At 69.2% G+C, this 14,387-nt stretch carries 12 protein-coding genes and 1 pseudogene; 8 read left to right on the forward strand and 5 right to left on the reverse strand.

Features of this window, described 5'->3' with window-relative positions; genetic code table 11:
- Positions 1–127 (forward strand): annotated as a pseudogene (locus BSP109_RS14900) (IS5/IS1182 family transposase); the annotation flags it as partial.
- Here BSP109_RS14900 and BSP109_RS14905 read toward each other — a convergent pair.
- From BSP109_RS14905 to BSP109_RS17360, 4 genes are all read right to left on the reverse strand, one after another.
- Positions 124–1,938: an ABC transporter ATP-binding protein gene (locus BSP109_RS14905; protein ID WP_101601672.1), complete on the reverse strand. Its 1,815-nt coding sequence runs from the start codon at positions 1,936–1,938 to the stop codon at positions 124–126. The pseudogene BSP109_RS14900 and the gene BSP109_RS14905 overlap by 4 nt on opposite strands.
- The gene (locus BSP109_RS14910; protein ID WP_180959772.1) at positions 1,935–3,701 is read right to left on the reverse strand and encodes an ABC transporter ATP-binding protein; all 1,767 of its coding nucleotides are present in this window, start codon (positions 3,699–3,701) and stop codon (positions 1,935–1,937) included. The genes BSP109_RS14905 and BSP109_RS14910 overlap by 4 nt, the downstream gene beginning before the upstream one ends.
- A 76-nt stretch (positions 3,702–3,777) precedes the next feature.
- A complete protein-coding gene (locus BSP109_RS14915; RefSeq protein ID WP_101601673.1) occupies positions 3,778–5,208 on the reverse strand; it encodes a methyltransferase domain-containing protein in 1,431 nt (476 codons plus the stop codon).
- A gap of 118 nt (positions 5,209–5,326) precedes the next feature.
- Entirely contained in the window at positions 5,327–5,524 is a 198-nt protein-coding gene (locus tag BSP109_RS17360) for a hypothetical protein (RefSeq protein ID WP_180959774.1), read from the reverse strand.
- A gap of 123 nt (positions 5,525–5,647) precedes the next feature.
- Between BSP109_RS17360 and BSP109_RS14920 the strand changes: the two genes are divergently transcribed.
- The 7 genes from BSP109_RS14920 to BSP109_RS14950 all read left to right on the forward strand — a co-directional run bounded on the left by BSP109_RS14920 (position 5,648) and on the right by BSP109_RS14950 (position 13,998).
- Positions 5,648–7,408 carry an acetolactate synthase large subunit gene (locus tag BSP109_RS14920; RefSeq protein WP_374700175.1) on the forward strand — a complete coding sequence of 587 codons (1,761 nt, stop codon included), beginning with the start codon at positions 5,648–5,650 and terminating at the stop codon, positions 7,406–7,408.
- On the forward strand, positions 7,405–7,911 hold the full coding sequence (gene ilvN, locus BSP109_RS14925) for an acetolactate synthase small subunit (protein ID WP_087008077.1): 507 nt from the start codon (positions 7,405–7,407) through the stop codon (positions 7,909–7,911). The genes BSP109_RS14920 and ilvN overlap by 4 nt, the downstream gene beginning before the upstream one ends.
- A gap of 73 nt (positions 7,912–7,984) precedes the next feature.
- Positions 7,985–9,058 carry a ketol-acid reductoisomerase gene (gene ilvC / locus BSP109_RS14930; RefSeq protein WP_146001185.1) on the forward strand — a complete coding sequence of 358 codons (1,074 nt, stop codon included), beginning with the start codon at positions 7,985–7,987 and terminating at the stop codon, positions 9,056–9,058.
- Positions 9,059–9,278: 220 nt separating this feature from the next.
- Positions 9,279–9,629: a hypothetical protein gene (locus BSP109_RS14935; protein ID WP_101601679.1), complete on the forward strand. Its 351-nt coding sequence runs from the start codon at positions 9,279–9,281 to the stop codon at positions 9,627–9,629.
- Positions 9,630–9,828: 199 nt separating this feature from the next.
- Positions 9,829–11,133, forward strand: coding sequence for a GNAT family N-acetyltransferase (locus tag BSP109_RS14940; protein ID WP_101601680.1), 1,305 nt, complete (start codon positions 9,829–9,831; stop codon positions 11,131–11,133).
- A 367-nt stretch (positions 11,134–11,500) separates the two neighbouring features.
- The gene (locus BSP109_RS14945) at positions 11,501–12,208 is read left to right on the forward strand and encodes an OsmC family protein (protein WP_101601682.1); all 708 of its coding nucleotides are present in this window, start codon (positions 11,501–11,503) and stop codon (positions 12,206–12,208) included.
- A complete protein-coding gene (locus BSP109_RS14950) occupies positions 12,205–13,998 on the forward strand; it encodes a sodium:solute symporter (protein WP_101601684.1) in 1,794 nt (597 codons plus the stop codon). The genes BSP109_RS14945 and BSP109_RS14950 overlap by 4 nt, the downstream gene beginning before the upstream one ends.
- Before the next feature lie 15 nt (positions 13,999–14,013).
- Here the strand turns inward: BSP109_RS14950 and BSP109_RS14955 are convergent, their stop codons facing one another.
- Complete coding sequence (locus BSP109_RS14955) at positions 14,014–14,223, reverse strand: hypothetical protein (protein WP_101601686.1); 210 nt, start codon at positions 14,221–14,223, stop codon at positions 14,014–14,016.
- Positions 14,224–14,387 lie beyond the last annotated feature (164 nt).

The raw sequence follows: 14,387 nt of genomic DNA on the forward strand, positions 1-14,387 counted from the left end.
CTACAGCCGCATGAAGCAATGGCGGGGACTGGCCACTCGTTATGACAAACTCGCCATCGTCTACCGCGCAGCAATCGTGCTCAACGCAGCAATTGCGTGGCTACAACATTTGTCGGACACGCCCTAGGCCCGCGAGTCCTCCCACGCCCCGTGCAGCTTCGCGAACCGTCCGCCGGACGCGATGAGCTGGGCGGGAGTGTCGTCCTCGACGAGCCGACCGTCGTCCATGACGAGAACCCGGTCCGCGATCTCCACGGTGGACAGGCGGTGGGCGATGATCACCGCAGTCCGTCCCTCCAGCACTGTCGCGAGTGCCTCCTGCACCTGCCGCTCCGAGGGGATGTCGAGGTGAGCGGTGGCCTCATCGAGCACCAGGACGTCCGGGTCCGCGAGGAACGCGCGTGCGAAGCTCACCAGCTGCCGCTGGCCGGATGACAGTCGTCCGCCGCGCTTGCGCACGTCCGTGTCGAAGCCGTCGGGCATCCGTCGGATGAACGGGGTGAGCCCCACCGCATCCGCCGCGTCCCTGACCTGCTGATCCGTCGCCCCGGGCCTGCCGATGCGGATGTTGTCCGCGATCGATCCGCCGAACTGGTACGACTCCTGCGTCACCATGACGACCGCCCTGCGCAGGTCGTCGTCCGCGACCTCTCGCAGGTCCACCCCGTCCATCAGGACCCGGCCGGCCGTCGGATCGTAGAACCGGGTCAGCAGCTTCACGAGCGTTGACTTCCCCGCACCTGTCATCCCGACGAGCGCAACGGTCTGCCCCGCCGGGATCTCCAGGTCGAACCGCGGCAGCACCGGAACACCGTCGCCGTAGGAGAACGCGACGTCGTCGAACTCGACCCGGCGACCCCCGGCCCGCACCGCCGGCAGCGGGGTGGGGCTGGTGGGCTCGACGACCTCGGGCACGGCGTCGATGACGGCGGTGATCTTCTCCAGCGCGGCGGACGCGGACTGGTACATCGTGAACGCCTGGACCAGCTCGTCGAGCGGTCCGTAGAACCGGCGCACGTACAGCAGGAAGGCGGTGAGCATGCCGACCTGCAGTGCATCGCCGATCACCAGCCAGCCGCCCACCAGCAGCACCGCCGCCATCGACAGGTTGCCGATCAGCCGCGTGCCGGCGGCGAACCACGCGGTGTTGCGGAGGCTGGCCGCAGTGGCGTTGCGGAACTCCCTGTCCTCCTCGACGATGCGTCGGTCATTGACGTCCTCCCGGCGGAACGACTGGACGGCGCGGATGCCGCCCAGCGTCTCGACGATGTGGACGATGACCTTCGCGATCGCCGTGCGGGTGCGGCGCTGATTCCGGCGCTGGGCGCGGTTCGACACGATCGACACCCACAGCAGCGGGATGAAGCCCAGGAACACGACGATCGCCATCCGCCAGTCCATGACGATCAGCGTCACGGCGATCGCGCCCATCGCGGCCAGTCCGATCGCCGTCTCCTGCAGCGAGCCCGTGAGGAAGACCTGGATGTTCTCCATGTCGGATGTCTGGCGGGACACGAGCCTGCCGGAGGTCGACCGCTCGTGGTACGCGATGCCCAGGCGCTGGACATGGTCGAACAGGCGCCGGCGCAGCGAGACCATGAGGCGCTGCGCGAGCGTGCCGGTCAGTCTCGTGCCGAAGAAGTCTGCGACACCCGTGGCGAGGGTGACCAGCAGGAACGCAGCCAGTGGGATCACCAGTGCGGTCGTGTCGCCGTCGATCGCAGCGGGGATGCCGCGGTCCATCGCCTGCGCGATGAGGGCGGGGCCGATCGCGTTGCCGATCCCGAACAGCAGCAGGATCACGACGAGCACGAGGTAGCCCGTGCGCTCCGGCCGCGCCAGATCGAACAGCAGCCTGCGGGCGCGCTGCGCGATGTCCGGCGGCAGGGTGTCGGGCTCGTGCGGGCTGCGCCGCTCCTGGTCTGAGTGGTCGCTCATACCTCCACCCCCATGAGGTTCCGGTAGGCCGCCGAGGTCCCCAGCAGCTCCTCGTGGCCGCCCACCGCGAGGATCCGTCCGTCGTCCATGACGGCGACGCGGTCGGCCAGCGCCGCGGTGGAGGGCCGGTGGGCGACGATGAGGGCGGTGGTCTCAGCGAGCACGGTGCGCAGGCGCTCCTGCACGCGGTCCTCGGTGTCGACGTCGACGGCGGACAAGGGGTCGTCGAGGACGAGGAACCGCGGTCGGCCCGCGACGGCGCGTGCCAGCGCGATGCGCTGCCGCTGCCCGCCGGACAGCGAGAGGCCCTGCTCGCCGACCTCGGTGTCGAGGCCGTCCGGCAGCGCGCGGACGAAATCGGCAGCCTGGGCGATCTCGAGCGCCTCCCACACCCCGTTCTCGTCGATCGCGGTGCCGCCGTCGACGGACTGCGTGCCCATCGCGACGTTCTCCTTGACAGACGCGGAGAACAGGATGGGCTCCTCGAACGCGACGCCCATGCGGGAGCGCAGGTCCGCGAGCGCGAGGTCCCGGACGTCGTGGCCGTCCACGCGCACGGCGCCTTCCGTGACGTCGAAGAGGCGGGGCACGAGTGCCGTCATCGCGGTCTTCCCGGTGCCGGTCGTTCCGACCAGGGCGAGCGTCTCACCGGGTGCGATCCGCAGGTCCACGCCTGCGAGCAGGGGAGTCTCCGCATCCTCGTGCTGGAAGACGACGCGGTCGAACTCGAGCACGCCAGTAGCGGGGTCAGGCGAGGAAGCGGCTGCCGAGGTGACAGCGGCGGCCTCCGCCGCCTTGGGATCGGTGATCCGAGGCTCCAGATCCATGAGCTCCCAGTAGCGGGTGGCGGCGGTCGCGGCCATGAGCGCGTCGGCCAGGAGGAACCCGAACATCTCGATGGGCATGCGGAGGTACATCATGAGCGTGATCGCGGCGACCGTCTGGCCGAGCGTCGCCCAGCCGGTCACGACGCCCCACGCGCCGACGGCGGCGAAGGCGACCAGCGCCAGCTGCGGCAGCAGCATGATCGCGCCGAACAGCCACGCGTCGAGCCGGACCTTCTCCAGCTCGTGGCCGCGCAGGCGTTCGACGATGAGGCGGAATCGCTGCGCGGCCCAGGGGCTGCGCCCGAAGGCCAGTAGGACGCGGATGCCCTGGACCGATTCCTCGACGGAGGTGGAGACCTCGCCCATCGTGTCCTGTGCGGCGCGGGCGGCGATCTTGTAGCGGGAGTTGAACCACGCGACGCCGGCCATCGTCGGCAGGCTCATGAGCACGAGGAGGACGACGAACACCGGCTGGATGAAGGACAGGATCACGCCGCCGAGCACGACCAGGCACGGGGTGATCACCAGGAACGGCAGGCCGAACGCGGTGAAGCGGCGCAGCTGGGTGAGGTCGTTGGTGGCGCGCGACAGCATCTGGCCGGAGTCCCACTCGTCGTGGTGGGTGATGTCGAGGCGCTGCAGGTGGGAGAAGAGGCGGCGGCGCCACAGCACTTCCCAGTCGGCGGTCATGCCGGCGGTGATCATGCGGCGGATGAGCTGGGCGAGGGACTCCGCGAAGCCCACGGCGACGACCAGGAGGGCGATGAGGACGAGGCCGCGGTAATCGTGGTCGGCGATCGGCCCGTCGACGGCGCGACCGGTGAGGACGGGGATGAGGAATCCGATGCCCGTGGAGAAGAGCGCGAGCAGGATGCTCACCGCGTAGCGCCATGCCCGGGGACGGATGTCCGGCCAGAACCTGAGGAGATCACGCATGGTGGGCCAATCCTATGCCGAGTGCTGTGCCGGGGGTGCTGACCGGCCCGGCTGCTGCCTGAACCGGCGGCACCCGTCAGCCGCGTCGCAGGCGGACGACGACCTCGGCGTGGGCGGTGTGCGGGAACATGTCGAGCAGCCGGGCGGCGGTGATGCGGTACGACGACATCGTCTGCAGGTCGTGGGCGAGCGTCGTCGGATTGCAGCTGGAGTAGATGACGTCGCGGACGCGGGAGCCCTCGACCCACGCGGCGAGATCCCGGCCGAGGCCCCGCCGCGGGGGATTCACGATGAGGAGGTCGGGGCGGTGCGCATGCCCGTCCCTGGCGGCACCCCCGTCTTCGTCCCCGGTGGCGAACAGAGCGGCGTCGGCGGTCGTGAACTCCACGTCGAGGCCCAGGTCCTGTGCCGTGCGGGTCGCGGAGTCGATGGCCTGCTCGGAGACCTCGACACCGAGCACCTTCCGGGAGGCGTCACCGATGGGCTTCGCGCAGTGCAGTGCGAAGCCGCCCACACCGCAGAAGAGGTCCCACACGACGAAGGGGGAGTCGCGCTGGGTGGCGGCCAGCGCCTCGGCGGCGGCTGCCTCAGCAGGCGCGCAGTCGTCGACCCAGGAGGCGACCTGCTCGTACAGCTGGGAGGCGACGTGCGTGTTGGTCTGCAGGAAGGACTGCGGGCGCACCCGCAGAGGGATGCGGCCCTGGCGGACGGTGAGCGCTTCGTCCCCGTGGAGGTGGATCTCGTCGGGGCCCTCGAGGACGGCGGCGTGCTCGGGCTGGATGTTCGCGGTGACGACCCGCACCTGGAAGCCGTTCGCGGCGACGGGGTCCGTGAGCAGGGCGATGTGCTCCTGGAGGCGAGGGGCCGGTCGTGCGGTGCGCAGGACGAAGCGGACCATGAGCTCGCCGTCGGGGGACGCGGTGATGAGGACGTGCTTGAGTTCGCCGCGACGGCGGGCGACGTCGTACGGGGAGACCTGCGCCCGTCGGATGAGGGCGGGGAGTGCGGCCAGTGCCGCGTGGATCGCCGGGGGATAGAGAGGGCAGTCGGAGAGGTCGATCCCGTGGCCCTCGACGTCGACGAGTCCCAGCGTGGGAGCCTCGGCGGTGCCGCCGGCGACCATCTTCGCCTTGTTCCGGAACCCGGCCTCGGGACTGCGGACGGGCGGCTGCCAATAGGCGGGCGACTGCCAATAGGCGGGGCCGGCCGCGTGTGGATCGGTCGGACTGGCCGCGTGCGAATCGGCGGGGCCGGCCGCGTGCGGATCGGTCGGACTGGCCGCGTGCACATCGGTGTGGCTCGCCGCGTGTGGATCGAGCAGCGCCGCGATCTCACTCTGCATATCGTCGAGGCGCCGCAGGGTGGGGACGGGCAGCAGGGTGCACGAACGGCACCGGCCCGCATCGAAGTGCGCGCAGGGGAGTGGGGGCGGATCCGCGACGACAGCGTGATCGACAGGGTGATCGGCTGCGCGATCGTCGGCGCGATCAACAGAGTGTGTGGCCATCGCGCTCCAGGATACGCGGCAGACTCCGTCTACACCGGACACGCGAGACACCTATGTCTCACCGTACGAGACGCGACGAGCCGAGATTCGACACGCGGACGATCGTGCTTGTAACCTCTCACACATGAACGTCCTTCTCGTCGTCATTACCCAGCGCGCGGTGACCCCGTAGCTGTCGACTGACGACTTCCCGCGCGCCCTTTCCAGAACGGAAGGGCGTTTTTTTATGCGAGGTGCTCCATCCCGGGGCGCTGAGCGTGAAGAGGAAGCGGGGCATGAGGACGCCGCGCAAGGCGTCCATCAGGGAATCGATCACACGAAGGAGCCCATCGTGGCAGGCCCAGCACCGGCGCAGACACCCCGCGCCACCCCCACTCCCAGTCCCGTGCCCGCTCCGGGCGGTGCCGCAGTCCGCGGCTCGCGCTCGCAGCCGGAGGTGATGACCGGCGCTCAGGCGATCATCCGCGCTCTCGAGCAGCTGGGCGTCGACACCGTCTTCGGCCTCCCCGGCGGCACGATCCTCCCCACATACGATCCGCTGCTCGACTCGGAGCAGATCAACCACGTGCTGGTCCGCCACGAGCAGGGCGCCGGACACGCGGCGACCGGTTACGCGGCGGCGACCGGCCGCGTGGGCGTCTGCATGGCGACCTCCGGTCCGGGCGCGACGAACCTCGTCACCCCGATCGCGGACGCGCACATGGACTCCGTCCCGCTGCTCGCGATCACGGGCCAGCAGTCGTCCAAGCTGCTGGGCACCGACGCCTTCCAGGAGGCGGACATCGTGGGCATGACGATGCCCGTCACGAAGCACTCGTTCCTCGTGACCAACGCCCAGGACATCCCGCAGGTGATCCGCTCCGCGCACCATATCGCGAGCACCGGTCGCCCCGGACCGGTCCTGGTCGACGTCACGAAGGACGCCCAGCAGGCGGAGCTCGAGTTCCGCTGGGACGACGAGCTCGACCTGCCGGGCTACCGTCCGGTGAACCGCCCGCACGCCAAGCAGATCCGCGAAGCGGCAGTGCTCATGGCGGAGGCCGAGCGTCCGGTCTTCTACGTGGGCGGTGGCGTGATCCGCTCGGGCGCCCACAAGGAGCTCCTCGCGCTCGCCGAGGCGACGAACATCCCCGTCACCACGACCCTCATGGCCCGCGGCGCGTTCCCGGACTCCCACCCGCAGCACCTGGGCATGCCCGGCATGCACGGGACGGTCCCGGCGGTCGCCGCCATCCAGAAGTCCGACCTGCTCATCGCGATCGGCTCCCGCTTCGACGACCGGGTCACCGGTGAGCTCGAGAGCTTCGCGCCCGGAGCCCGGGTCATCCATGCCGACATCGACCCCGCAGAGATCGGCAAGAACCGCATCGCGGACGTGCCGATCGTGGGCGATGCCGCGGAGGTGCTCGATGCCCTGCTGACCGAGCTGCGGACGAACCACTCTGCGGCTCTGGCCGCGGAGAGGCCCTCCTGGTGGGGCCTGGTCAATGGGTGGAAGCAGAGCTTCCCACTGGGCTTCGAGAAGAACGACGACGGACTGTGCGATCCGCAGTACGTCATCCAGCGGATCTCCGCGCTCACCGGCCCCGAGGGCGTCTACGCCGCGGGCGTCGGCCAGCACCAGATGTGGGCCGCGCAGTTCGTGGAGTACGAGCGTCCCAAGGCATGGCTGAACTCCGGCGGTCTGGGCACCATGGGCTACTCCGTGCCCGCCGCGATGGGTGCGAAGGTCGGCGAGCCTGACCGCCAGGTCTGGGCGATCGACGGCGACGGATGCTTCCAGATGACCAACCAGGAGCTCGCGACCTGCGTCATCAACAAGATCCCGATCAAGGTCGCTATCATCAACAACTCGTCGCTGGGCATGGTCCGCCAGTGGCAGACGCTGTTCTACGACGGCCGCTACTCGCACTCCGACCTCAACACGGGCCACGAGTCCGTGCGGGTGCCGGACTTCGTCAAGCTCGCGGAGGCGTACGGCTGCGAGGGCATCCGCGTCACCCGCAACGAGGAGGTCGACGAGGCGGTCCAGCGCGCGCTGGACATCAACGACCGTCCGGTCGTCATCGACTTCGTCGTCCCCGCGGACGCGATGGTGTGGCCGATGGTGGCCGCCGGCGTGAGCAACGACCACATCCAGTACGCCCGTGACATCCGCCCGGACTTCTCCGGCGAATCCGAGGAAGGTGAAGAGGCATGAGCCGCCATACGCTGTCCGTCCTCGTCGAGGACAAGCCCGGTGTGCTGACGCGCTTCACCGGCCTCATCGCCCGCCGCGGGTTCAACATCCACTCGCTCGCCGTGGGCACCACGGAGCTCGAGGGGCTGTCGCGGATCACAGTCGTCGTGGATGTCGAGGACACACCGCTGGAACAGGTGACGAAGCAGCTCAACAAGCTGATCAACGTCATCAAGATCGTGGAGCTGGAACCGGAGACCTCGGTCCGCCGCGCCCACATGATCTTCAAGGTCCGGGCCGATGCCGCGGTCCGGGTGCAGGTCCAGGCCGTCGTGGAGATGTTCGACGCCCGCATCGTCGATGTCGCCGTCGACGCGGTGAGCGTCGAGGCGACCGGCGAGCAGGACAAGGTCGATGCGCTCCACCGGGTGCTCGAGCCGTTCGGCATCAAGGAGATCGTCCAGTCCGGGACGCTCGCGATCGGTCGCGGCTCGAAGTCGATGACCGACCGCGCTGGGCGCTGAATCACAGCATCCGGGCGCTGAACCACACATCTGAGACAGAGTTCCGGGCTGCTGGGGCCCGTACTACGCTGGGATGCGGACATCTGTATCCCACCTTTCGAGAAGGAGAAATCCCATGGCAGCAGAGCGCTTCTACGACGATGACGCAGACCTGTCCGTCCTCCAGGGCAAGAAGGTCGCCGTCATCGGCTACGGCTCGCAGGGCCACGCGCACTCGCTGAGCCTGCGTGACTCCGGCGTCGAGGTCCGCATCGGCCTCAAGGAGGGCTCGAAGAGCCGCGACAAGGCCGAGGCGGAGGGCCTGACGGTCGGTACGCCGGCCGAGGTCGCCGCATGGGCCGACGTCATCACGATCGCCGCGCCGGACCAGGTCCAGGCGGAGATCTTCAACGAGTCCGTCAAGGACAACCTGGCAGAGGGCAAGACGCTCGTCTTCATCCACGGCTTCAACATCCGCTACGACTACATCCAGGCGCCCGAGGGCGTGGACGTCGTCATGGTCGCGCCCAAAGGCCCCGGCCACGTCGTCCGTCGTGAGTACGTCGACGGCCGCGGTGTGCCGGTGCTCGTCGCAGTCGAGGTCGACGCATCCGGTTCGGCGTGGAGCACGGCTCTGGCCTACGCGAAGGCGATCGGCGGCCTGCGCGCAGGCGGCATCAAGACGACCTTCACCGAGGAGACGGAGACTGACCTCTTCGGCGAGCAGACCGTGCTCTGCGGCGGTGTCTCGCACCTCGTCCAGTACGGCTTCGAGGTCCTCACGGAGGCCGGCTACCAGCCGGAGATCGCCTACTTCGAGGTCATGCACGAACTCAAGCTGATCGTCGACCTCATGGTCGAGGGCGGCATCGCCAAGCAGCGCTGGTCCTGCTCCGACACCGCCGAGTACGGCGACTACGTCTCCGGCCCGCGCGTCATCACGCCGGAGGTCAAGGAGAACATGCAGGCCGTCCTGGGCGACATCCAGAACGGTGCTTTCGCGAAGCGCTTCATGGACGACCAGGCCGCAGGCGCTCCGGAGTTCAAGGAGCTGCGCGCCAAGGAGGAGACGCACCCGATCGAGGCCACCGGCCGCGAGCTGCGCCAGATGTTCGCATGGCTCAAGGACTCGGACGACGACTACGTCGAGGGCACCGCAGCACGCTGATCGCTGAGGCGCTGAGCGGTTCTCAGTGCTGAACAGGTCGCTTTGCTGACGACGGTCCGCAGGGGCGCAGTCGGCTGACGAGTGGGGCGGGGAAGGGCAGCAGCCCCTCCCCGCCCCACTCGTCCGTGGGATCTTCTGTGGGGTCGTCGCGGAGGATCGTCGCGGAGGATCGTCGATCGTCGAGGGTGGAGTGGTAGACGGGCGAGCAGAGGAGGTCCGAGTGGAAGCCGTGCCCGGTGCGATCGGCGTCTGTGCTGCGGTCGCTGCCGTGTGGTGGTCCTGGTTCTACCCGGCTTACTGGGTGGGGGAGAGCTGGTACGGCACATGGACCTCCCGCGTCTTCCTCTACCTCATCCCGTCGTTCGCCGTTCTCGGCCTGCTCGTGGCAGCCCAGTCGATGCTGACCGCACTGGGTGTCCCGTTGCCGGGGGAGGTGTTCGATCCGCTCGCCGTCGGCCTCTTCGTCCTGCTGCTGGTGGGCTTCCTGGGCACACTGGGAGTGCCTCTCCCCGCTCCGTGGGCGCCTCGCTGGATGCGGCGGCGCAGGCGTGAGGACCGCGCGGCGCGCTAGACGCTCGCGGCCCGAGCCGGATGCCCGAACGATCTCGTGCCGGGTGCTCGAACGATCTCGTGCCGGGTGCTCGAACGATCTCGTGCCGGGTGCTCGAACGATCTCGTGCCGGGTGCTCGAACGATTCCGAAGCAGGCGCCCGGACGATCCCAGAGCCAGATCCCCCGGCGGCCCGACTCGAGTGCTATAGGGTTGAAGGGTGACCGAATACCGCTTCGAGACATTTGAACCGGCCCTGGAGAACGGCGCACCTGATGCGCGTACGACGGCGTACATGCAGGCAGTGCGCGCGGGGTTCCATGACAAGCGCGTCGAGGGGAAGAAGCTCCTCCGCAGGACAGAACGGGCGATGGCGGACGAGCGGGTGTTCACATCCGTGTACGCGGACAACGCACCGCAGCTGGCATTGCCGCCGGAGATCCCCGTGGCGACGTTCGCCCACTTCGAGAAGACCGTGAACGTGGGCGGAGGACGACTGATCCCCGCCCACCTCATCACGTGGGTGACCGTGCGGCCCACACATCGTCGGCGCGGGCTGCTGCGCAGCATGATGACGGGGAACCTGGCCCGTGCCGCAGAGAACGGGTACCCGTTCGCCGCGCTGACCGTGACAGAGGGCAGCATCTACCGGCGCTTCGGCTTCGGCGCTGCCACCTGGTACAACGAGGTGGAAGTCGACACCCGTGCAGGTTTCCAGATGGCGGTGGAACCGGACCGCCGGGTCGAGATGGTCGACCCGCACGTGCTCCGGGAACTCGGCCCGGAGCTCTACGACCGATTCCAGCAGATGACCCCCGGTGCTGCCGGCAGGCAGCGCGTCTACGTCGATGTGGCGTCCGGCGACCTCAACCTGTCGACGGACGAGGAGGACCTCGCGACGCGTGCGGCTCTCCACTACGACGAGGACGGCAGGCCCGACGGGTACGTGAGCTATCGGTTCGCCGGCTGGGACGTGAAGCCGGCGACGCTCGAGGTGCTCGACCTCATCGCGGCGAGCGACGCGGCGTACTCCTCGCTGTGGGCGTTCCTCGGCGCGGTCGACCTCGTGGAGCGCGTGCAGTTCGGGTACGCCTCGCAGCAGTCGCCGCTGCCGTGGCTGCTGACCGATCCCCGGCGTGTGCGGGTGCAGGCCCAGAGCGACGGAATGTGGCTGCGGATCCTCGACGTCAAGAAGTCGCTGGAGGCCAGGCCGTACTCCGTGGCGGGGTCGATCACGCTCGCCGTCCACGATGACATGGACTATGCGGAGGGCGTCTTCCGGCTCACCTCCGACGGGGCGAACGGTACGGTGGAGCGCCTCGCAGAGTCTTCGGACTCCGCGGAGGGCAGGGCGGCGGATCTGAGCCTCGGCGTTCCGGAGCTGGGGTCGCTGTACCTGGGCGGTGCCGATCCCGTCGTGCTGAGCAGGGCGGGGCGGATCTCCAAACGATCGGAGGACGCCGCGATCAGAGCGCGGGCCCTCTTCTCGCTCGAGCGCGCACCGTACGCGCCGAACGACTTCTGAGGCGATCGTCATGGGACGCTCTCCTCTTCTCGAATCGTTCGTCGCAAGCGCCCGCTGCATCCGGGCGTGGCCGCTCCTGCAGCGGGAGGACACCTCCCGCGTCAGTTCGTGCGTGCGCCGGTCCGGCGGGCCCACGACTCCGGACTGCTCCGCACCGGTGTCACGGGAGCCCGAGGTCTGCCGCACGCCCGTGCCCGTCGCGATCACCGACGGGCTCGTGCCGAACCCGGCGGCGTGCGAACGCAGGTGCCGACGCCGCCGAGGCTGACTCGGGTGTGACCTGACTCGGGTGTGATCTGTGTCGGTCCGTGAACGAATGTGACACGAGTTTACGAACGCGGTCACGTCACCCCCTAGCCTCGGTTCCATGTCGACACCCACGCCCTCCGCGACCTCGTCCGGTGCTCCGTCCGCGAATCCCTCCGCAGCCTCGGCAGCGAGTGCCTCTGCCGCCTCGGCCGCGGGTCGTTCCGCGAACCCGCGCTTCCGCGAGGCGACCTCGCCCGCGCACGCGAAGACGCTGCGCGCAGCGGGGGTCGGTACCGGTTCGCAGCAGACCGAGGTCCGGATCCGGGACTTCACGTTCGTGTCCGACGAGCCGGCGAAGATCGGCGGCCGTGACCAGGGACCGACGCCGATGGAGTACCTCGCCGGCGCGGTGAACAGCTGCATCACGGTGGTCATCGACCAGCTCGCGGAGCGGCGGGGGCTCCCCGTGTCCGCGGTGCAGACCTACACGCTCGCCAAGCAGGACACGAGGGGGCTCGGCGGCTCCGCCGACGTCCAGCCCTACTTCTATTCCTACCGGCTGCAGATCGTCGTGGCGACCGAGCAGCGCGACGAGGTGGAGCTCATCGGCTTCGCCGCGAACGCCGAGCACATCTGCCCCGCGATCAACCTGCTGCGCGATGCGCGCACAGGGCTCGAGGTGGTGTGGTCCTTCACGGAGGAGGCGTCTGACCGCGCGGCGGAGGCGCTCAGCAACTCCGCGTGGGGCTACTCGACGCAGGGCGTCACGGGCCCTCGCCCGTTCCTCACCGTGGTGAACGCCGATGGAGCAGGAGCCCGCGCATGACGACTGTGGGGCTGTGGACGCTGGGTCTGGCCCTCGCTTACACCGTGTGGCTGGTGGTCGGCGGCCGGTGGGTCGTCGCGCGGCAGGAGAAGGGTGCGAACTTCTTCGTCAGCGGCCGGTCGTTCAGCCCGTGGACGGTGGCGTTCTGCATCACCGGCCTGTTCTCCGGGTCGTCGTACATCGCGATCGTGGAGCTGAGCTATCGGACCGGTGTCTCCGCGATCTGGTACGGCGTCGCAGAGACGGTCCAGATCATCCTCATCGCGCTGCTGCTGGTGAAGCCACTGCGCCGGAAGCTGGTCGTGACGGTCACGGGGATCATCGGCGACCGGTTCGGCCGCGCGGCGCAGGGGGTGAGCGCCGTCATCACGGGGTTCACGTTCCCCATGTACTCGCTGGCGACGGCGATCGCGTTCGCGTCCGCCCTGACCGTCATCACCGATGTGTCGCTGTGGCAGTCGATCGCGCTGACGGCCGTGGTGCTCTTCGCGTTCCTGGTGTTCGGCGGGATGCGGTCGGTCGCCTTCAGCCAGACGATGAACGTGATCGTCATCGGGGCGATGTTCGTCGTGGGCGTGTGGGCGCTGCTGGCGTCGCCCGGGATCGACGGGCTGAGGGAGTTCACGGCGGCGAACCCGCAGATGACCGCGCCCTCGAGTGCGGGGGTGTCACTCATCGTCGCGTGGTTCGGGACCTTCATCGTGAACGTGCCGCTCGCGCAGGCCGCGTTCCAGATGTCGATGTCGGCTCGCACCCCGGAGGACGGCCAGCGCGGACTGTTCCTCGCCGCGGTGATCGGTGCGCCGCTCATCATCCTGGGCGTGGTCGTCGGGATCGGTGCCGCGAGCGTCATGCCCGGGGACGGCCTGCCGCTCATCGCGATCTCCGAGTACATCACCCAGACCGTCCCGCCGTGGGCCGCCGCCGTGTTCTTCCTGGGCATGTGGGCGTGCGCGCTGGGCTGGGCGGGTCCGTGCCAGTTCTCCGGGGCGACGTCGCTGGGGCGCGACCTGGGCGGTGCGCTGCGTCCGCGGGCGAGCCAGGAGCAGCTGGTCCGGTACACCCGCGTGGCGCTCGTGGTCCTCACAGTCGTGATGATCGGGTTCAGCATCCTGCGGGCCGAGGAATCGGCGTGGTGGAACATCATGGCCTGGACCCTGCGCAACGGCGCGACGTTCGCACCGGTGCTCGCGGCGTTCTTCTGGCCGGTGGCGACGCGGTCCGGGGCGATGGCATCGCTGCTGGGCGGGTTCAGCGCCGGGTTCGGGTGGTACGCGCTCTCCGGCTTCAGCGCCACGGACTTCTACCTGGGCACGCACCCCGTGTGGGTCGGCATGATCGTGAACATGGTCGCGCTGGTGTCGGTGAGCCTGCTCGGGGGAGGCTGGCGGCTGACCGGCGATGCGCGGCGGCGTGCGCGCGGGGGAGCTGCCGCGGGTGCGGCGGTCGTCCTCGCGGTGCTGCTGGTCGCCAACTGGGAGTGGGCAGCCGGGTACGGGCTCACGGGGCTGGCGCTGTTCCTCGTCGTGGCGGCGCTGTTCACGGTGGTGCTGCTGGTGACGGTGCCGGTTGGTGGCGGCGCTGGGGCTGGTGAGACGGCCGAGGCTGCGGAGAGTGCCGGCGCTGGTGAGAGGGCCGGTGCGGGTGCGAGTGCCAGCGTGGGTGAGATGGCTGGAGAAGGTGCCCGTGCGAGTGGGGCGGCGGGTGCGGTTCCCGATGCCGAGGTCGCAGCCGGGTCCGAGACCCAGGCTCGTGAGAGCGCGACTGCGGCCGCGCGGCCGGAGGCCTAGGGCGGGACCCAGACTTCAGTCGGGACTTGGACCGTTTCCGGGCCCGAGGCCGAGGTCGTTGCTGAGACCGTAGCCGTAGCCGTAGCCGTAGCCGTAGCCGTAGCCGTAGCCGTAGCCGTAGCCGTAGCCGTAGCCGTAGCCGTAGCCACGGCCGAGGTTGCGGTTGTTGCTATGACCTCTGCCGGTCTGGTGGCCGGCCGGTTCATTCTGCTCGAGTCGACGCACCCGAACCACCTCGATCTCGTGCTTCGCGGAGTTATGTGGCTCTTCCCGGTTCGTGGTGATGGGGAGCGTCGCGTCGTTGACGTAGAACGGCTCGTGGTCCTGCTGTGATGGGTGTTGTCAAGACATCCGAATCTCAGAGGACCACGAGCCTGTGCACGAGAGTA

The organism is Brevibacterium sp. Mu109 (assembly GCF_900169375.1).
In the GTDB taxonomy this organism is placed as follows: domain Bacteria; phylum Actinomycetota; class Actinomycetes; order Actinomycetales; family Brevibacteriaceae; genus Brevibacterium; species Brevibacterium yomogidense_A.